This window comes from Halodesulfovibrio sp. MK-HDV, assembly GCF_009914765.1.
Taxonomy (GTDB): Bacteria; Desulfobacterota; Desulfovibrionia; order Desulfovibrionales; family Desulfovibrionaceae; genus Halodesulfovibrio.
Genome location: NZ_WYDS01000014.1, coordinates 43,775 through 62,356, shown reverse-complemented (window position 1 = coordinate 62,356; position 18,582 = coordinate 43,775). Strand labels below are relative to the sequence as shown.

The 18,582-nt window shown below is 41.7% G+C and carries 15 protein-coding genes; 10 read left to right on the top strand and 5 right to left on the bottom strand.

Going from position 1 to position 18,582, the window contains the following annotated elements:
- The first annotated feature begins 61 nt into the window (after positions 1-61).
- The 4 genes from MKHDV_RS11900 (at position 62) to MKHDV_RS11885 (ending at position 4,879) form a co-directional block, all read left to right on the top strand.
- Positions 62-1,732 (top strand): carbohydrate-binding protein, encoded by a 1,671-nt coding sequence (locus MKHDV_RS11900; RefSeq protein ID WP_160715578.1) that lies wholly within the window; start codon positions 62-64, stop codon positions 1,730-1,732.
- 288 nt (positions 1,733-2,020) lie between these two features.
- Positions 2,021-2,650: a TetR/AcrR family transcriptional regulator gene (locus tag MKHDV_RS11895; protein ID WP_160715576.1), complete on the top strand. Its 630-nt coding sequence runs from the start codon at positions 2,021-2,023 to the stop codon at positions 2,648-2,650.
- Between the two features lie 28 nt (positions 2,651-2,678).
- Complete coding sequence (locus MKHDV_RS11890) at positions 2,679-4,148, top strand: radical SAM protein (RefSeq protein ID WP_160715574.1); 1,470 nt, start codon at positions 2,679-2,681, stop codon at positions 4,146-4,148.
- A gap of 170 nt (positions 4,149-4,318) precedes the next feature.
- Positions 4,319-4,879, top strand: coding sequence for a hypothetical protein (locus tag MKHDV_RS11885; RefSeq protein ID WP_160715572.1), 561 nt, complete (start codon positions 4,319-4,321; stop codon positions 4,877-4,879).
- Positions 4,880-5,049: 170 nt separating this feature from the next.
- Here the strand turns inward: MKHDV_RS11885 and MKHDV_RS18715 are convergent, their stop codons facing one another.
- Positions 5,050-5,436 carry a helix-turn-helix domain-containing protein gene (locus MKHDV_RS18715; protein WP_216846915.1) on the bottom strand — a complete coding sequence of 129 codons (387 nt, stop codon included), beginning with the start codon at positions 5,434-5,436 and terminating at the stop codon, positions 5,050-5,052.
- A gap of 517 nt (positions 5,437-5,953) precedes the next feature.
- On the opposite strand from MKHDV_RS18715, the gene MKHDV_RS11875 reads away from it, so the two are divergent.
- The 6 genes from MKHDV_RS11875 to MKHDV_RS11850 all read left to right on the top strand — a co-directional run bounded on the left by MKHDV_RS11875 (position 5,954) and on the right by MKHDV_RS11850 (position 14,954).
- The gene (locus MKHDV_RS11875; RefSeq protein WP_160715568.1) at positions 5,954-7,105 is read left to right on the top strand and encodes an MFS transporter; all 1,152 of its coding nucleotides are present in this window, start codon (positions 5,954-5,956) and stop codon (positions 7,103-7,105) included.
- A 285-nt stretch (positions 7,106-7,390) separates the two neighbouring features.
- Positions 7,391-8,605, top strand: coding sequence for a LuxR C-terminal-related transcriptional regulator (locus MKHDV_RS11870; protein ID WP_160715567.1), 1,215 nt, complete (start codon positions 7,391-7,393; stop codon positions 8,603-8,605).
- Positions 8,606-8,719: 114 nt separating this feature from the next.
- Positions 8,720-9,961 (top strand): glycine betaine/L-proline ABC transporter ATP-binding protein ProV, encoded by a 1,242-nt coding sequence (gene proV, locus MKHDV_RS11865; protein WP_160715565.1) that lies wholly within the window; start codon positions 8,720-8,722, stop codon positions 9,959-9,961.
- Positions 9,962-10,245: 284 nt separating this feature from the next.
- Complete coding sequence (locus MKHDV_RS11860) at positions 10,246-10,803, top strand: proline/glycine betaine ABC transporter permease (protein ID WP_254060468.1); 558 nt, start codon at positions 10,246-10,248, stop codon at positions 10,801-10,803.
- A 30-nt stretch (positions 10,804-10,833) separates the two neighbouring features.
- Positions 10,834-11,859: a glycine betaine/L-proline ABC transporter substrate-binding protein ProX gene (gene proX / locus MKHDV_RS11855; RefSeq protein ID WP_160715563.1), complete on the top strand. Its 1,026-nt coding sequence runs from the start codon at positions 10,834-10,836 to the stop codon at positions 11,857-11,859.
- Positions 11,860-12,668: 809 nt separating this feature from the next.
- Positions 12,669-14,954, top strand: a complete 2,286-nt coding sequence (locus MKHDV_RS11850; RefSeq protein WP_160715561.1) for a mechanosensitive ion channel family protein — start codon at positions 12,669-12,671, stop codon at positions 14,952-14,954.
- A gap of 158 nt (positions 14,955-15,112) precedes the next feature.
- Here the strand turns inward: MKHDV_RS11850 and MKHDV_RS11845 are convergent, their stop codons facing one another.
- The 4 genes from MKHDV_RS11845 to MKHDV_RS11830 form a co-directional block, all read right to left on the bottom strand.
- Positions 15,113-15,916: a 4Fe-4S binding protein gene (locus tag MKHDV_RS11845; protein WP_160715559.1), complete on the bottom strand. Its 804-nt coding sequence runs from the start codon at positions 15,914-15,916 to the stop codon at positions 15,113-15,115.
- A gap of 460 nt (positions 15,917-16,376) precedes the next feature.
- Positions 16,377-17,489 (bottom strand): alkene reductase, encoded by a 1,113-nt coding sequence (locus tag MKHDV_RS11840; protein ID WP_160715557.1) that lies wholly within the window; start codon positions 17,487-17,489, stop codon positions 16,377-16,379.
- Positions 17,490-17,501: 12 nt separating this feature from the next.
- The gene (locus MKHDV_RS11835; RefSeq protein ID WP_160715555.1) at positions 17,502-17,792 is read right to left on the bottom strand and encodes a putative quinol monooxygenase; all 291 of its coding nucleotides are present in this window, start codon (positions 17,790-17,792) and stop codon (positions 17,502-17,504) included.
- A gap of 64 nt (positions 17,793-17,856) precedes the next feature.
- On the bottom strand, positions 17,857-18,477 hold the full coding sequence (locus tag MKHDV_RS11830; protein ID WP_160715553.1) for a GntR family transcriptional regulator: 621 nt from the start codon (positions 18,475-18,477) through the stop codon (positions 17,857-17,859).
- Between the last annotated feature and the right edge of the window lie 105 nt (positions 18,478-18,582).

The window sequence follows — 18,582 nt, the reverse complement described above, 5'->3', positions numbered from 1 at the left end:
CTTGATCGAGGGGATGAAGGCTATAATCTTGGCCTTCATCCCTATCGAAAAAGGAATGCTGATGAAAAATATACTCTTAATCCTTTGCTCTGTGGCATTGCTTGCAACATCTGTCGTCTCTTCTTTGGCGGCTTTTCCTTCCAAAATATTTGCTCCGTACGTTGATGTATGCAGCTGGCCTACCTTCTCTATTTCTGATTACCAAAAAAAGACTTCTCAGAACTATACAACACTTGCCTTTGTCGTCAGTGACACATCAGGAAAACCCTCTTGGGGCGGATATTATCCGGTGGCTGATAAATTCTATTTAGAAGAGGTTGAAGCCGTTAGAAGAGCTGGCGGTGATGTGATTGTCTCCTTTGGCGGCGCAAGCGGTACAGAGTTGGCCTTGAAACATGGTAATGTTGCAGAACTTCAGGCCGCGTATCAATCTGTGATAGACATGTACAAGCTAACATGGGTTGACTTTGATATTGAAGGAGCGGCTGTAGCTGACCGCGCTTCCATTGATCGTCGAAACAAAGCTATTGTAGGTCTTCAAGCTGCCAACCCTGAGCTTAAGGTGGCGTATTGCCTGCCGGTTTTGCCTCAAGGACTCACGGGGCAGGGGCTTTTTATTATTCAAAATGCCAAGCAAAACGGGGTTCGCGTAGATCTGGTAAATATCATGGCTATGGACTACGGCGATTATCCGGCACCTAGCCCTGAAGGTAAGATGGGGAAATACGCCATTGATGCAGCCACCAATACACATCGTCAGATGGTTGAACTTGGTGTGGACACCCAAATTGGTATCACACCAATGATTGGTCAAAATGACGTCACTTCAGAACGATTTTATTTGAAAGATGCTCAGCAGCTTTACGAATGGGCTGTAGCACCTGAACAGTTGTCTTGGGTGGGGATGCTATCGATGTGGTCTACAGGTCGTGATAATGGCGGCTGCCCGGGATCTCTTTCCGCAACCTGTAGTGGAGTGGATCAAAAAAAATCTGCGTTCACTGAGGTTTTTCAAAAATACGTGAAGGACGACTTAGGAAACAGTTTTCCTACAGTAACCATCTCGTTTCCGGCTAATAAATCGGTATTTACAGCAGGAGCCGATGTAAGCGTCCAAGCTACGGCTAGTGACAATGATGGCTCCGTTGGCGTGGTTGAATTTTTTCTGGATGGCATTTCTCAGGGTGTCGGCGCTTCATTACCTTTTAATATAACAATAGCTGATGTAAAAACAGGGACGTATCAACTTTCGGCGTCAGCCACTGATGATGCAGGAGCTGTTGGCAATTCGGCTTCGGTAACTATTTTTGTTGGTAATGTGTGCACTGGTGATGCTTGGCAATCCAGCAAGGTGTATACCACAGGCAACCAAGTCTCTTTCGAAGGACACCAATGGAAAGCTCAGTGGTGGACTCAGAGTAACGAACCTGGCACCGGCGGTGCTTGGGGAGTTTGGAAAGACCTTGGGGCATGCGGTGGCAATACATCCGTGACTCCGCCAGCTTCTACTGGTGATGAAAGTCCTGTTGATCCGCCTTCAGGAGGGCAGACTGGTGGGAGCCAAGCTGAGTGTACCGTTGCGGTTTGGCAGGTTAACAAAGTCTATGTGGCGGGTAATCAGGCATCTTCCAACGGACATCTTTGGAAAGCCCAGTGGTGGACAAAAAACACCGAACCTGGCTCAGATGGACAATGGGGTGCTTGGCAGGATTTAGGTATTTGTAACGAGTAACAGTTTGTAACAGAAAGATAATGTCTGATTCGGGCTTTACGACTTATGTCGTGAAGCCCTTTTTGTGGATCAGGTTCACCATGGCTTTCTCTAAGGACAAGATAGAGCCCAGCATAGTTGAATTTCATTAGTAACTTTCGATAAAATAATACGACTTACGTAACTGTCTTAATTTTAATGTTAAAAAATTTAATTGCGTATCGAACATTTGTTCGATACAAATGTTCGAATACTTGTTCAAATGCTATCAAGTGTTTTAGTTCAAGTTTATAAAATATGGAGAAAATTGTGGGGACTTCAAAAAATTCGGAAATTACGTGCCTCAAAATAATCGAGGCAGCAGGGCAACTCTTTGCAGAAAAAGGCTTTAAAGCAGTAACTGTGCGCGAAATTGTAAGTGCAGCCGATACCCATTTAAGCGCGTTAAACTACCATTTTAAAAACAAAGAAGCATTATATGTGGGGGTGCTTGAAGATGCATGTCGAAGTGTAGCAACAACTAAAGAAGATCAACAGGCTTTACTCAAGCTGCCTTCTACTCAAGCATTATTCGCATATGTTCAAGGCTGTGTGGAAGGATATGTCACACAAGACGGACAAGAATGGCGAGTGGCTCTAGTTTCTCGAAATACAGTCGCCCCAGAAGCAATATCCAACGATATTATTCAGCGATATTTCCATTCTGAACTGCATTTTTTATCTAAAATTATAGCTCGGATTCTCGAGAAACCAGAAGACCACCCACAAACGCATTTCTCTGCACTTTCACTCTTTGGATTAATGGATGCCTTTGGATTCTATGGTGTGCATACTAAGGGACTTTCACCTACGATTGTGTCGAATATGCAGGATAGTACTTGGTTAGCAGAACATATTGTGTCGTTATTTGTATCGGGAGCAACTTCGCTTAAAATGTAGCACCTGTTATCACGCATGGAGAAATAAGATGAATGTGTATTTAATAAAAGCATCAGCACCAGGCCCTTTTAAAGAGTATAAAAAGGCTCTTGGGTCACCTCCACAGAATATATTTTCCGTGGCTGCGACTACACCTTTCGATATTGGGGTCAAGCTTTGCGATGAAACAATAGATATGCGCCCAGACTTTAGAGTTAAGGCCGATATAGTGGCTATTTTTTTTCATACGCCTGATGCTTTTCATGCATATGCAATGGCAGAAAAGTACAAGAAGAAGGGATACACCGTAGTACTTGGAGGCCTACATGCTTCCTTTATGCCTGAAGAAGCAGCACCACATTGTGATGCATTATTGCTTGGGGAAGCAGAAGGGGTGTGGGAAGAACTACTCAGAGATTATCAAGCAGGTGTTTTAGCTAAATGTTACCAACGAAAAAACCCTGTTGATTTGGCAACACTCAAGCCGTATCCAGTGAATTTGATACCTCCATCACGGTACAAACACATATGGTCTGTTCTTGTTACCAGAGGGTGTGTACATAGGTGTGATTTTTGTGTGATTCCACCGTTTTTCGGCAATCAATTCAGGCGACGTCCCGTTGAGAATATCGTTGCAGAAATTAAAGCATTATCTACAAATTGGGTTGAACTTCATTCGGATAATCTGGCAGCAGATAGAGAGTATGCACTGGAATTATTTAATGCACTTAAGCCTCTCAATATTAACTGGGTAGGAGAAGCCACAATTAAGCTCGCAGACGATGAAGAGCTTCTGAAGGCAGCCGCTGAAAGTGGTTGTCGAGAATTATTAATCGGTATCGAAACACCTTCAAAAGATGCCCTGAGTGGCACAGGCAAAGGTTTTGTAGAACCAGAATCCATCCGAGAAAAAATAGAAGTATTCCATAGTCACGGTGTATCTATTCTATCTTCTATGATTTTTGGGTTTGACTCTCATGGACCAGAAATTTTTAAAGAGAGTTTGGAATTTTGCAAACAGATAGGTATCGACAGTGTTGAAGCAGTTATCCTCATTCCATTCCCCGGAACAAAGCAATTTGCTCAAATAGAAGCAGAAGGACGTATTCTCAGTAAAGATTGGGCGCTTTATGATGGTAGCAATGCTGTTTTTCAACCTAAGGGGATGACTCCAAAACAACTTGAAGAGGGTACCGAGTGGTTCTGGAGAGAGATTGAACGTACAAAAAGGGTAAAGAATGTCACTTCACCATCGTTAAATGACAGGATAAAGTATAAAGAATATGAAAAAATTCGTTCAAAAAACATCACTACCTCGAGTGATAGGAATAAAACATCACTGAGGAGTTCTATGGCTACACACAAGCCTAAATATTGGCTTTCAATTCTAGGGCTAACTTTAATCGCAATCGGGCTGCTTTTTGATTGGTATTGGGTGTGGGGGGTGCTTTTCACGCTATGGGCACTCATAGACATAAAAAAACCGACAAACTTATTTGTTAGAAGATGTCCCTCGTGATAATGCACCAATATTGTATTGGATAATCGTATTGCTATGGATCACTCTTGCAGGCTGGTCATTATCATTTTTCAATTGGGCTGAGGTAAAAAATGATGTCAGGTCATTATCCGTACTTTATTATCAAGACTATGCTGAAATAAAAAAGAATAGTGCTGACGCAGCGCAAAATGGATTTGAAAAAGAGTTTGAAAAAACGAAGAATCAACAGTCCGACGTCATTTCTAAATCACCTGCGGACTCAAAGAAGTCCAAAAAAAAATTCTATAAATAAAAAAACTCCGCAAGTTAATCAGTTAATAAAAAATGATCTTGCCGGATTTACCTTACAAATTCCACCTGACTGGAAATATGTTGAAAGTATGGATGGTGCTTCAACAACAGTCCATGCAGAGTCGGCTAATGGATACGGAATGGCTTCGCTTGTAGCTGTCGATTGGGCTACTAATCTTTCAAGGCAAGTTTTTACTGATTATATGAATTCTGATCTTAAAAAAGAATTTCCCTTTACACAGAGCGGTGGTCAACAGAAGAATGTGAGCCATAATTTTATAGATTCTGTTATTGTTTACAAAGGAAAGTATAGGGGAAGCCAAGTCACTGTATTTGTCGGATACAAAACTGTAGAGCGTTACGGATATGCGTTTATCGGAGTGTACGATAGTCGTGCTGTGCAAATAGAACATCAACTTTATCAGATTTTGCAAACTCTGGAACTGCGCGGGCAATAGTAGCAACACATGGCGCACGTTGTTATCAGGTCAATTTCATCGCGTTGTAATCTTTCCATAGAGCCTACTACCTGAGCAGTACCCAAAAGCGCTATAGTTTCCTTGGCTTTAAAAAAAATTACTTTCTATGCCATTCATCTCCTCCCTTCCCTAGTCTTATTCTCAATTCCTCACTTATATGGTGGGGAATTGAAATACTGCCCCGGAGTGCTTCCAAGGTTTTTACGAAACATCGCTACGAACGCACTCACGCTATCATATCCAAGGTTCATAGCCACGGAAGTTACTGATTCCCCACACGCTAATTGCCGTAAGGCTTCTAACAATCTAGCCTGTTGTCGCCATTGGCTGAAACTCATCCCGGTTTCTTTATGAAACAGGCGCGTTAAAGTTCTGCTTGTTGCCCCAATAATATGCCCCCATTCGTCCAATCGTCTTTGGCATGCTGGATTTTGGATAATATGGGCCGTGATCTTAAGAAGACGTTCATCTTGAGGCACTGGGAGCTGCAAAGGGGCTGTGTCTAGAGCTTGAATCATATCTAAAATGACATCCATGACCCGCTCCTCTGGACTATTGTGAAGATAGTCTACTGGGAATTCAGCCGCATGAAGAATCAACTCTCTGAGAAGAGGTGGAACAGATACCACACAACATTGCGTAGGAAGATCGCATATTGTCTCTGGCCTTATGTAAAGTGAGCGCAAAGATAGATACCCGGGAGCAAATATTTGGTGTTTGGTCTCTGAAGGAATCCAAACTCCACGAAATGGTGGAACAACCCAAATACCTTGCGGTGTTGTCACCGTCATTACACCTTCCGAAGCGTACAAAAATTGAATAGGAAGATGGTGATGAAATGGATATGAAAGTCCGTCTGGATAGTCGGCTTGTGTGGCAATTATCCTATGTGGACTGTCCATCAATCTGTCAGGAAAATCCTCTCCATATGTATTTGTCTGATTTGAGATAATTTTTGTCTTCATATCGCGAGAAAGATATAACTATTTGTTGATAAAGTACATTCGTGCGTTATTGAAAATCTTAAATTATCTATAATTATGGAACAATAGTATGAATATTCGAATGGTTGGAATGCTGTCTGCGGGGCACTTAACAAACGATCTTAATCAAGGGGCAATCGTTGCGTTGTTGCCATTTTTGATTACGCAAAACAACTTGTCTTATACGGCTGCGACAGGAATTGTGTTTGCTTTCACTCTTACTTCAACAATGGTTCAACCCTTGTTCGGGTATTTAGCAGATCGACTTTCTTACAAATGGATTATTCCCGCAGCGCTTTTTCTGGCAAGTAGTGGGTTTGCAATGATCGGCTTTGCTCCTAGCTATCTCGCTTTAATAACGACTGTTGTTATTTGTGGAATTGGCAGTGCTGCATTTCATCCTGAAGCGGCTCGTTATGTAAATTTTGCGGGTGGATTGAAGAAAGCAACAGCAATGAGTATTTTTGGTGTTGGGGGTAGCCTTGGTTTTGCTCTGGGACCTCTGCTAATTACAACATCTGTTCTTCACTGGGGGCTTGAGGGATCGATAGTAATGTTGATTCCGGCAAGTCTCACTATTCTTTTAATGCTCACGCAATCTTCTTCTTTTGAGTCTTTGGAGAAAATTGAAAATGTCGTTGTCGCACATAACGAATCAGCTCCCAAAAAAGACAACTGGAACGCATTTCTGAAACTTACTCTGACTATCATTGGTAAGTCGATTGTCTTTTATGGATTAATAACTTTTATTCCATTGTATTGGGTCAAGGTTCTTCATCAGTCTGAAACTGCTGGCGCTGCAGCATTAACAGTATTTTCCATGTCAGGAGTCGTTGGGACTTTACTCGGAGGAAAGCTGGCGGATCGTTTTGGTCATGTCAAAATCATCATTTTAGGGTGCGTTTGCCTAAGTCCTTGTTTACCTGCACTAGCATGGTTTGATAATGTTCATATTGCGACTCTTCTTCTTATTCCTACAGGTGCATTTCTGTTAATGACTTATGGGCCGACAATTGTGAGCGGACAAAAATATCTTCCAAACCATATCGGATTTTCATCGGGCATGACGCTAGGAGTTGCTTTTTCCATCGGTGGCCTTGTCGCTCCTCTTTTAGGCTCAGTAGCTGATCATTATGGAATATGGTTCGTTCTGGCATCCATTTCGTTTGTCCCTCTCCTAATTATTCCAATTGTTTTTACATTACCTGCTACGGAGATATGAAAATAACTCACGGGACCATATCAACCACCTCTTAAGTTTACTGACGACTGCGGCTCAAACCACTCCTGGAACATCTACAATGGAATAGTACCCGGAAAATTTGAAATAAGTCGAAGCCCATCGTTTTTAGTAAGTTATCTTTCAACTAATCGGCGACATAAGCAGCGTAAAAGCGTCTTTTCGTTTTTTTTAAGGAAATCTGTCCTGTTTTTGCAACAATTCTTTTTTTCAGGTATCAAGGTGTTTCGGCTTAAAATATGAATTGAGTGATCGAATAGGAGATCTATGCAAGATACGTTACTGAACTTGATAGAACCGGAATTCGAAGAGTCTTTTCAAGAACTGACAGATTCATTGGAAGATGTTGTTCTTTTTTGTGATGACCAAGGTGTTGTTATCAAGAACAGCGTTGGTGCTCGTAATTTTTGGAAAATAGATGTGACGGGCAAGCCGTTGTGGTCTCTCTTAAATATTGCAGCTAAAGATATTAATGAAATGTTGTCCCTTTATCCTCCGGGAAAAGCTTGTCGAGTTTCTTTACTTGAACAAGGGGATTGCAACATTTGGGTTATTCCAATTCCGAAGGTGCTTGCTCCGAAAGGTGGCTTTGTTGCGACTGTATCTCCGTTAACGGAGCTACAAGAGACATATGAAGGACATCTGCAAGATAATATTATTGCAAGAAAAGATTCGTTTAAATTGTTTGCAGCGCTCTTTGATGCGGCTCCAGACCCAACAATTCTAGCTGATGAGCATTTTACTATTCTTAGTGCAAACCCGAAAGCTATAAAGCAGTTTGGTCTTTTGGGCATTGAAGATGATGCTGTTTCCTTTTTTTCAATAATAAAAAAATCATTAAAGCAGGTTGTGCTATCTGGAATCGCTGGACTGACGGGTGGAAAAATTTGGGGTGGGGAGCTTGTTGCTATAAATCGCCCAAATGAAGAAATTCCTGTTTTAGTCACAATAAAACAGGTTCGGTTGTCTGATCAGCTTCTATATCAAGTTATTTTGAAAGATCTAAGTATTCGTACAGAATTAGAAGAGAACCTTAAAGATCGTGAAGAAGAGTTGGAGTCAATGGACAATACCTTGCGCACTGTTCTCCGTACCGTTGACGAAGGAAAGCAAGAGGTTCGTGAAGAAGTACTGGAGCAAGTTAAGCAGTATTTATTACCAACAATCGATATCATAGCCGAAGTTTCTTCCCAAGACTTGCGCCGAAGTTATAGCGGAATCCTTAAATCACACCTTGAAGAGTTTTCAGAAAGCAGCACGGAAGTATCGGACGAATTGCTGTCGCTATCAACAAGACAACTCGAGATTTGTAAGCTTATTCGAGTCGGAATGAAGGGGAGAGAAATCTCTGAACTTTTAAATATTTCCTTCGAAACACTGCAAAGTCATCGTAAAAACATTCGTAAGAAGCTGAAATTAAGCGGAACTAAGATTTCTTTGACAACATATTTAGCCAATCGGGTAGACCTTGACTTAGAATAATCGGGTATACGTTGCATCTTTACACACCCCCGAAGTGTCCCCGTCTCCCCCCCTTGTAGTCATCCCCGATAATCATTAGCCTCATAGCTCATCAACAATAATTATGAGGTTTAAATGCATCTTCAAGATGGAAAAGTGGTTGTTAAAGACTTATATAAGATTTTTGGAACGAAGAGTAATCGGGCGCTGCCTTTACTCGAGCAAGGGGTTTCTAAAGAAGAGATCTACAAAAGCACTGGGCTGAGCGTTGGTGTACAGGGTGCATCATTTACGATTTATGAAGGTGAAATCTTTGTTATCATGGGCCTCTCAGGTTCTGGTAAATCAACATTAGTACGAATGTTGAATAGATTGATCGAACCAAACGCTGGCAGTGTCATCGTCGACGGAAAAGACATTACTGCTATGTCCCACGATGAACTTGTGCAATTTCGACTTCATAATATGAGCATGGTCTTTCAGTCTTTTGCCTTAATGCCTCATCTTACTGTTCTTGAAAATACTGCTTTCGGTCTTAAGCTTTCAGGTGTTCCTGAAGAGCAAAGAAATATTCGCGCAAAAGAATCCCTCGAACAAGTTGGCCTTTCCGGATGGGAGAACGCTTCTCCTTCTCAGCTTAGTGGCGGGATGCAGCAGCGTGTCGGGTTAGCTCGAGCACTTGCGGTTGATCCTGAAATCATGTTGATGGATGAAGCCTTTTCTGCTCTTGATCCGCTCATTAGAGCAGAAATGCAGGATGAGCTTCTAAATTTACAGCAGCAGCATCAGCGAACCATTATCTTTATTTCTCATGATCTTGATGAAGCGATACGAATCGGCGACCGCATTGCAATTATGCAGGATGGCGTTGTCGTTCAAGTTGGTTCAGCAGAAGAAATCTTACGTTCGCCTGCCAATGACTATGTTAAATCGTTCTTTAAGGGTGTTGACCCTACAGGCATTTTAACAACTCAAGATATTGTCTTAAATAACCATCCTACGCTTATAATCACAAAAGGTGGGAATATTCCTGCTACTCAAGAATATCTCAGCAATAGTGACCGCGATTATTGCTATATTTTGACCCCAGAGAAAAAATTGATTGGCGTCGTTTCTTCAGAAAGCTTGCGTACAGCTGCTGAACTGGGGAATGCTTCATCTACTTTGACAGAAGCATATTTAGACGACGTGGTAAACATTGGGCTAAGGGATGTGCTTACGGACATTCAACCAATTGTTGCCGGCAGTCCTTGTCCAGTTCCTGTCTTGAATGATGACGGACGCTTTATGGGTGTTGTATCTAAGAGCCGTTTTTTACGTATCCTGCATCAACCAGAGCGGATTTTACATTCAGTAGAAGAGGTATGTCATGCTTAGTGGAGACTTTATTCCTTTAGACGAGAGCATTATTCCTCTTTCAGAATGGATTTCAGAAGGCATTAATTGGCTCGTATATAACTTTCGAGACTTTTTTCAGGTAATCAAAATTCCAGTTGAAGTGACGTTAACAAGCCTGACTTCTGGGCTAACTGCTCTTCCTTTTTATATTCCAATCATACTTATTGCCCTTCTTGCATGGAAATTTTCAGGCAAGCGACTTGCAATTTTTTTCCTTGCTTTCGTTTGTACTCATAGCCTGTTTGGGGCTGTGGGAAGCGACCATGACGACACTAGCGATGGTCATAGCTTCGGTTCTTTTCTGTGCAATTATTGGCGTACCGCTTGGCGTGTTGGCCGGCCGTAACGCTCTTTTTGAATCTGCACTTCGGCCTGTCCTTGATGCAATGCAAACAACTCCGGCGTTTGTGTATCTAGTACCAATTGTAATGCTGTTTTCAATCGGCAACACTGCGGGTGTTATTGCAACAATTATCTTCGCAGTACCTCCGATTATCAGATTGACATGTTTGGGAATACGTCAGGTTCATCCTGAGTTAGTAGAAGCGGCTCAAGCTTTTGGAGCAAGCGAATTCCAAGTTTTAACGCAAGTGCAGCTTCCGTTGGCCTTACCAACCATTCTAGCAGGATTGAACCAGACCATTATGATGGCACTTTCAATGGTTGTAATCGCTGCGTTGATTGGAGCAGGTGGTCTCGGTGCTCCTGTAGTTCTTGGTTTGAACACCTTGGACACAGGTCAGGCAGCCGTGGGTGGCCTTGCAATTGTTCTACTTGCAGTAATTTTGGATAGATTAACTCAGTCCATAGCTAGCAAATAGATTTAGCAACTTATGAAAAAGAGGAAAGTAATGTTTAAGCGTATTGTGCTGTTAACGATAGTTCTTTGTTTGTTTTCAAGTCAGGCCTTTGCTGACTCTATGCTTCCAGGAAAAGGTGTTGTGATTAAGCCTGCTCGCGCTACTTGGAGCACCAGTTTTTTCCAGTCTGCATTAATTAAAAAAGGGCTCGAAGAGCTCGGATATGACGTAAAAAAACCAAAAGATTTGGCGAATGCTCTTGCCTACAAATCAATTGTCATGGGTGACGTTGATTATTGGCCAAGTGGATGGCTTCCTAACCATAAAAGCTACATGGGCGGAGATTTCTTTGAACATGCAGCCGTGTATGGCTATGTTGTTAAAGCTGGGGGCTTACAGGGCTATCTTGTTAGCAAAAAAATTGCAGAAGAGCTTAATATTACAAGCTTAGATGACTTTAAACGCCCTGAAGTTATAGCCGCGTTCGATAAAACTGGTGACGGCAAAGCTGATTTAACTGCGTGCCCTCCAGGCTGGGCCTGTGAGCGTGATATCGATCGTCATCTGAAAATTTATGACCTCAAAAAGTATGTAAAGCCAATCAAAGCTGCTTATGAAGCAAGCATGGCAGCAAATCTTGGAGCTCATCAGGCTGGTGAACCAGTGTTCTTCTATACATGGACACCAAACTGGACCGTGTTTAAGTTACAGCCGGGTAAAGATGTTGTTTGGATCAATGTTCCAAAAATTATCCCGTCAAAAGATGAATTAGATGTTGTTGATAGCATGACTGTAGAAAACCTGTCAGGCGCAATAAGCAGCCCTCTGAAAATGGGTTGGGCAGCTTCTGATATTCGTGTCGTCGCAAATATTAAATTTGCAGAAAAAAACCCGGCTGCAAAACGTTTCTTTGAAGTTTTCACCTTGCCGCTGGTTGATATTAACGAGCAAAACAGTCTTATGAATGCTGGTGAAAAATCACCAAAAGATGTCGAACGTCATGTCAACGCTTGGATAGAAAAAAACAAAGAGAAATGGGACGCATGGCTTGCAGAAGCTCGCAAAGCTGCTGAGTAGCATTACCTGTTCTCAATATGAAGTTCCAATCGGCTATAGTCTTTTTATCGGTACAAGCTGTGTATAGGCTTGTGTGATTCAAGTTTTTAAAAACTTTTGAATGTGAAAAGGGCAGCCTAACTATTTTATGTTGCACTCCTTTTCAATCAATAAAAGGCTTATCCCTTGGGACCCTAAGCAATCTAAGCTCTTACACGAAAGTGTAAGAGCTTTTTTTGTATTTAGACGCCACACACAGGCAAGTTCAGTGTTTAAATACATCCATATATATGGAGTCGTGAAGGGCGGCTAGAAGTCTCATTTCGGGAAAAAGGTATAGGGTACAGAGCATTGGATAATGGTACCAGTTTCTAACTTTACAACTCTTCATTCTAATATTCTGTTTTTATGAGGCTTATTGGATTAGATCATATTTGAAACTAAGAAGTAGATGCTTTTTCGTGAAGACTATTCATGTAACAAGGAAACAAGACATAGACAGCTCCATAGAAATAGAAAAGTAAATGCATTCATTTCTCCCATTCTTAACCTCATAATTTAGTTACTATAGTGGCTTCACAATGTTGAAACCCACCCTTGAAAGCGAGAAAGAGGGCTTGCGGCTGAGAATTGGATGGTGGTAGTAAAAATACGTGCTGACAGCTTAATGAAGACCTTGTGTAGCAAGGTGGATAGTTAGCTCTAAAGTGCGTTCACTGTGCTGCAATATTTCTCACCTAAGCAATACATCTTGCAAATTGCTTAAATAATCACGTTATCATGACTTGAGAAACTCTTAAGTTTAGAACACTTCCAAAAGGAACCATCGGATGAAGCGTTTTGTTATTGCTCTTTATTTATTTTCTCTTCTGCTTATTCCTCTTTCTGTCTCTGCTCAGAGTGTAGAAGAACAGTCAAGTATTGTAGATACAGAACGCCTTAAGGTGTTGGCAATTCTTGAAGATGAAGAAAATGCTCTGCGTGAAGCAGGAGCAGAGCAGCTTGATAAGATTAGGACAGATTTGTTTGCCAATCATTCATCTTACCAACAGATAATCCTTAGCCAAGGAATCGCCGGTTCCACTCCGATGGGACTTCGAGAGTTGTACGCGCATTTGGCTACTCTGGATAATAAGCTGGCGAAAGTTACTGACTCGTTGAAGGATCTTCAACGTCAGGTTGAGGCTCGAATTGAAAGTTTAAATAGTGCATCAGGAGAACTTAACACCAAGGACTTAAAAAAGCTGTCTCCGGTTGTTGGTGATTATAAAAGCTATCTTGGACGACTAGGAAAACTTCAACGGGCTTTAAAAAAACAGCTCTCACGGATTAAAAGAGAGTTGGCTTCTGCCGAAAAATTAGAAAAACGAACTTCTGTTCTTTTAGCTCGCATGGGGCAAGAACTTCCCACTAAGTGGCAGAACTATTTTTTAGCCGGAAAACACCCTCCTTTTTCTAAGAATTTTTGGCAAAGCAGCTTTTCTCCTACAAATTGGTTTTCTTTAAGGCTTCCAGTTTGGCAAGGGCGGCTAGCTAATGCCGTAGATGGATGGATGAGTAAGGCATTCTTTTTCATGATTGTCTTCTCCACTATTACGGCCCTAGGCTGGTTCGCAGGAAAGCGCATTTTCCTTGAGCAAAAAGATAAACTTGAAATGCGTAAGCTCGGTGCTTCATGGGGCGTGGTAAGTGTCGGGATCTCTATTTTACTGACTGAGCATAACTTTTTTCCACAAACTACGGGCGTGATCTCTATTTTTGGAGCAAGCATTTATAGCTTCGGCGCAATGTGGGCTGGGAATATAATCCGGCGCACCTATAGTGAATACACCAAGCCTTCTCGAACTCCTTTGACATGGCTTTTTGCTGGTGGTGGCTTAATTCTTGTTGTTGGTATGCCTGAGCAGCTTGCCATTCCACTTTGGATTATTATTGCAACGGTCATTATTAATGTAATGAAACGTAGATTCATAAGCTATTCAGGCGGACTCTCTCGACATCCGTGGTTTTGGGGGCTTATGCTATCCATCGTAATAGCAATAATGGGATACGGGCGCTTGGCTGTGTTCGGAGGAATGCTTCTATTTACCGGCTACTATACGTATACGATCGGGATGGCAGGAACATGTCTTGCGGTCTACGGAATTTCACGCTTGCCGGAAACCGGTTTGTATCCATTTATACGGGCACTCGTTATGGGTATTCTGTCTCCGCTTATATGGACTGGGGCACTCGGTCTCGCAGGACTTTGGCTCTATGACTTCTTTGGAGCTGGAGTATTTAAGGCGACAGCTGGTTTTACACTTGGCTGGCAAGGGTTTTCTCTACAGCTATTTAACGTTGTAATGGTCGTTGCGTTGTTTTTCCTGACTCGTGCAGCCATTGCTGTAATTCACACATACATTAAGCGTACTGGTAATGGGTGGCCGAGAGCGAAGCGTGGAACCATGCATTCGTTACAGACGATCACCTCATATTCTTTATGGGCTTTATTCGGCATTTTAGCCATGAGCGTTCTCGGAGTGAACCTTACTAGTTTGACTGTTATTGCCGGTGGTCTTTCAGTAGGGATTGGTTTTGGCATGCAGACTATCTTTAATAACTTTGTAAGTGGGTTGATCTTGCTTTTCGGTCGTTCAATCCAACAAGAAGATATTATTCAAGTCGGCGAACTGTGGTCTACTGTTAAAAAAATCAATATTAGAACCACAGTTGTTGAAACTTTTGAAAATGCTACGATCATAATTCCAAACTCTGATTTAATATCCAATCAGGTGACAAACTGGACCAAGGATAATCCGACACTACGACGTGACCTTGCTATTGGTGTTGCCTATGGATCAGATACAGAGCTTGTAAAGAATACGCTTTTGGAAATAGCTAACGCGCATCCGCATGTTTTGAAAACTCCAAGCGCATGGGTTCTGTTCAACGACTTTGGAGCAAGTAGTCTGGATTTTGTCCTTCGAGTGTGGATTGATGACATCGACTATTCTTTAAGGACTATTTCAGAGTTACGATTTGAAATTGACAAAGAGTTTAGAAAACACAATATCGAAATTGCGTTCCCACAGATGGATCTACATATTCGGTCTGCAGAGGGTTTGAGTAGGTAATTTCATCGAAGAATACTTTGTTGAATAGACAGCTATTCATTTAATTATGAGTTAATTAAACGCGAGTAGGGTGCTCAATCTAGGTAGATAGACCGTTAATATAAAAGCCCCTCTGGATATCCAGAGGGGCTTTTTTTGAGCTAAATAGGAAAAACTGATTAAGCTGGGAAAAAGGTGACTGGCTCTTTTCGTTCTTGGCACATGGAGTTTAACCGCTTTGCGACATCCATCATTACGCCTTCTTTCATGCTTCGTGCTTGTTCCGGACATGCTTTAATACAAGCACAGCACCGAATACAGTTAGCCATATCATAGGTTGATGGTGTTTTTTTGTTAATAGCTTCTACAGGACATACAGAAGCACAAATGCCACATCTGGTGCACACTTCACTAACGTCAATAAAGTCTACTGGAGCACCTTTACCAAGTTCTTTGTAAGGTCGGTTTCCTGGTACAGGTACTTCAATACCCACTTCCGGTAGAAATGATTCCATGATTCCTTGAACTTTATGTCCAAAGGCTTTTGCTTGCTGCAAATCGTTTGCATCAGGGCGAGCAACCGCAATAGGGGTGTTGTCAGCGGAAAAAGAATGCTCACCAATAAACGCAGCACAGGCAACAGGGAGCCCACCGCGCTGCTTTACGATATCCTGTAACTCGAGCAGGGCATCGTCATATTCACGGTTGCCATACACAACAACACAAACAGTGGGCGTGTCTTTAAGGGATATGGTTTGAAGCCATTTTTCTGCAACAACAGGAAGTCTGCCACTATAAACAGGCATAGCGAGAACAAGCAGTTCATCGTTTGAAGCCTGCAAAGCAGTTTGACGAGAATTTAATTGGGTTGCGTCGATGACTTCAACATTGTCTATCTCGAGGCCTTCTCCAATTGCTTGGTTAATGGCTCGTGAAGTGCCGGTTGGAGAGAAACAAGCCAGCTTTACTGATCTAATATTCATGATAATACTCCTTAGAGGCGAGGAGTATAGAGCTGATATTGCGCTATGTTAACCTCAAACTTATTTATCAAAAAAATCCTTTAGGATGTAGTGCTTTTTATTGATCTGACCTGTTGACAAAACACGTAGCTGCCTACTTGAATATATGTAGAAAATTGGGAAATTCAGTCAAATAGTGCATAGAAACCTACAGGCTCGGTATGTTTTTATAGAACCTAGAAGAGAGATTGAGGACATGTTTTTTGTTTGCTAACAACGGAAATTTCAAAGCAAAGTTATGTGACCATACTTACTCTGAAAGATAACCTAAAGAGGAGTATCTGGCAGAGTAAGTATGAACCACAATGATCGTTACTCATTTACCCATCAGCGGAAGCCAATCATAAAAGAGTGTGGAGAGGTGAATAGAAATTTGTTTGTGCCTGTTGCAATTGAATTACCTGTTCACGCGCTCATTTAACTATTTAGAATCTAAAAATGGATAATCTGTGTATCCTGCGGTGCCTCCACCTCCAAAGAGAGTATGAGTATTAACAATTTCATTCAATGCAGCATCTTGCTTAATTCTCTCAGGGTAATCTGGGTTTGCTAGAATTTTGCGACCAAATCCGATTAAATCTACGAGACCTGCATTAATAAGATTTGCACCTTCTTTTGGCGTTTTGTTACCAGTAGCGATGATAGTTCCCTTGTATGCAGAACGGAGTTCTTTACGAAAATATTCTGGAATTTCAGGTGCATCATCCCAGTCTGCTTCGCACAAGTGCAGGTAGACTACATCTATTTTATTAAGCATTTTGGCTGCTGCCATCATCGTATCGAGAATTTCCGGATCATCCATATCTTTAAACTTGATGAACGGAGAGAGTCTAACTCCAACTTTATCCTTCCCGATTTCATGAGAAACAGCCTCAGTTATTTCCTCTAATAATCTGACTCTGTTCTCTATAGAGCCACCGTAGTTGTCTGTTCGTTTATTTGCATTACTTCGTAGAAACTGATCGATCAGATAACCGTTTGCAGCGTGTATCTCTACACCATCAACCCCTGCCTTAATGGCATTTAACGCGCCTTGGACGAATGCTTCAATAACCTTCGCTATATCGTCCTGTTGCATTTCTCGTGGCATTTCTACGGGGATGAACGTTGCGTCTCCGTTGGAGGCACCATCAAAGGTGTAGACCTGTGTGTCTTTTGCAATGCAAGCACTTGGAGCAACGGGCTGCAGACCATTAACAATAGATGATCCGACGCGCCCCACATGCCATAGTTGCAAGAAAGCCTTGCCGCCTTGTGCATGAATTTTGTCCGTAACGAGCTTCCAGCCTTCCACTTGGGCATCGGTAAATATTCCCGGTGTTCTGGCGTAGCCCTGTCCCTGTAACGATACCTGAGTTGCTTCAGAAATGATAAGTCCCACAGAGGATCGTTGCTCATAATATTCAGCCATAATCTGGTTGGGGATATTACCAGGCTCTGTGCTGCGTGAACGAGTCATCGGTGCCATAACTATCCGATTAGCTAAATCTAATTTACCAAGAGTAATTTGTTCAAAGAGGTTGTTATATTTCATTATAAATCCTTTTTATTCAACTAAGGCATTGATTAAATGAACTTGTATTTCTGAAAGAGTATCTTCAGACGATTTAATAAAATGTTTAAAGTGTGGTGAGTTTTCATGCTTTTCCAAGCAGTCATTGTTTTCCCATATTTCATAAATAAAGAACCTGCTTGGACTCGTTGTGTCACTATGAACCGTGTACGTTTTGCAGCCAGCCTCGGATTGTGACTTATCTGCCAAGTCGAGTAACTGCGTTTTAAGTTCCTCTTCAAAACCTGCCGTAGCTACGATATCTGCAATTATTCTAATTTCCATTATGAACACCTTTTTCAAATATTATATATTATCGATAATTCAATTTAGGCCGAAGCCGATAAAATTAAACAAAACTGTAGTGGTTTTCTAAAGCATGGATAGCACGCTCAGTAGAAGACTTTTTAAGGGCTGCGATGATAGGTAGATGAAGAGGGAGTGCCTCTTCTATGGATAAACTTAGATTCACCAGTGTGTGCTTCATGTACAACGGCAAGTGAAGTGAGTCCCACACTTCTAACATCTTTTTATTTCCAGAAGCTTCAACAAAGCAACGGTGGAATAGATTATTTTGTTTTATGTATTCTTCAAGCCTGTCATTCTTGCATGCAGTTTTCATTTTGTCGAAGTATCGTTCCAAATCTTCAGCAAGAGTTTCTGTAGAACCTTGTAATTCTTTAAGTGACGCTATCTCAAGGGCTTCTCGGACTTTGTATATCTCTTTCACCTCTGTCTCGGTGAACTCTTTTACACGGACGCCGACATTAGGGATGTGTTCAAGATGCCCACTCGTAATGAGGCACTGAATAGCCTCCCTTACTGGAGCCTGACTTACATCAAGAGCATCTGCTATCGGGACGATTTTAAGACGCTCATTTGGTTGAAATTCGCCCGATATGATCTTGTCATATAATATGTTTTTAACTTGCTCTTTAAGAGATTCTTTATTGATTTTTTTAGTATTCATAATCGTCCTCGTTGAGGAGAATATATTATCGATAATTCAAGCTGTCAACACCCATGCTTAAAATAGCTGTCTGTTGCTAGCCAATAGGAACGTTTTTAGGGATAA

What these genes read in the sequence shown, in the direction of transcription:
- MKHDV_RS11900 (WP_160715578.1), top strand. Translation starts at nt 62, where the DNA reads ATGAAAAATATACTCTTAATCCTTTGCTCTGTGGCATTGCTTGCAACA.
- MKHDV_RS11890 (WP_160715574.1), top strand. Translation starts at nt 2,679, where the DNA reads ATGAATGTGTATTTAATAAAAGCATCAGCACCAGGCCCTTTTAAAGAG.
- MKHDV_RS11885 (WP_160715572.1), top strand. Translation starts at nt 4,319, where the DNA reads ATGGATTTGAAAAAGAGTTTGAAAAAACGAAGAATCAACAGTCCGACG.
- MKHDV_RS18715 (WP_216846915.1), bottom strand. Translation starts at nt 5,436, where the DNA reads ATGGATGTCATTTTAGATATGATTCAAGCTCTAGACACAGCCCCTTTG.
- MKHDV_RS11875 (WP_160715568.1), top strand. Translation starts at nt 5,954, where the DNA reads ATGAATATTCGAATGGTTGGAATGCTGTCTGCGGGGCACTTAACAAAC.
- MKHDV_RS11870 (WP_160715567.1), top strand. Translation starts at nt 7,391, where the DNA reads ATGCAAGATACGTTACTGAACTTGATAGAACCGGAATTCGAAGAGTCT.
- proV (WP_160715565.1), top strand. Translation starts at nt 8,720, where the DNA reads ATGCATCTTCAAGATGGAAAAGTGGTTGTTAAAGACTTATATAAGATT.
- MKHDV_RS11860 (WP_254060468.1), top strand. Translation starts at nt 10,246, where the DNA reads ATGACGACACTAGCGATGGTCATAGCTTCGGTTCTTTTCTGTGCAATT.
- proX (WP_160715563.1), top strand. Translation starts at nt 10,834, where the DNA reads ATGTTTAAGCGTATTGTGCTGTTAACGATAGTTCTTTGTTTGTTTTCA.
- MKHDV_RS11850 (WP_160715561.1), top strand. Translation starts at nt 12,669, where the DNA reads ATGAAGCGTTTTGTTATTGCTCTTTATTTATTTTCTCTTCTGCTTATT.
- MKHDV_RS11845 (WP_160715559.1), bottom strand. Translation starts at nt 15,916, where the DNA reads ATGAATATTAGATCAGTAAAGCTGGCTTGTTTCTCTCCAACCGGCACT.
- MKHDV_RS11840 (WP_160715557.1), bottom strand. Translation starts at nt 17,489, where the DNA reads ATGAAATATAACAACCTCTTTGAACAAATTACTCTTGGTAAATTAGAT.
- MKHDV_RS11835 (WP_160715555.1), bottom strand. Translation starts at nt 17,792, where the DNA reads ATGGAAATTAGAATAATTGCAGATATCGTAGCTACGGCAGGTTTTGAA.
- MKHDV_RS11830 (WP_160715553.1), bottom strand. Translation starts at nt 18,477, where the DNA reads ATGAATACTAAAAAAATCAATAAAGAATCTCTTAAAGAGCAAGTTAAA.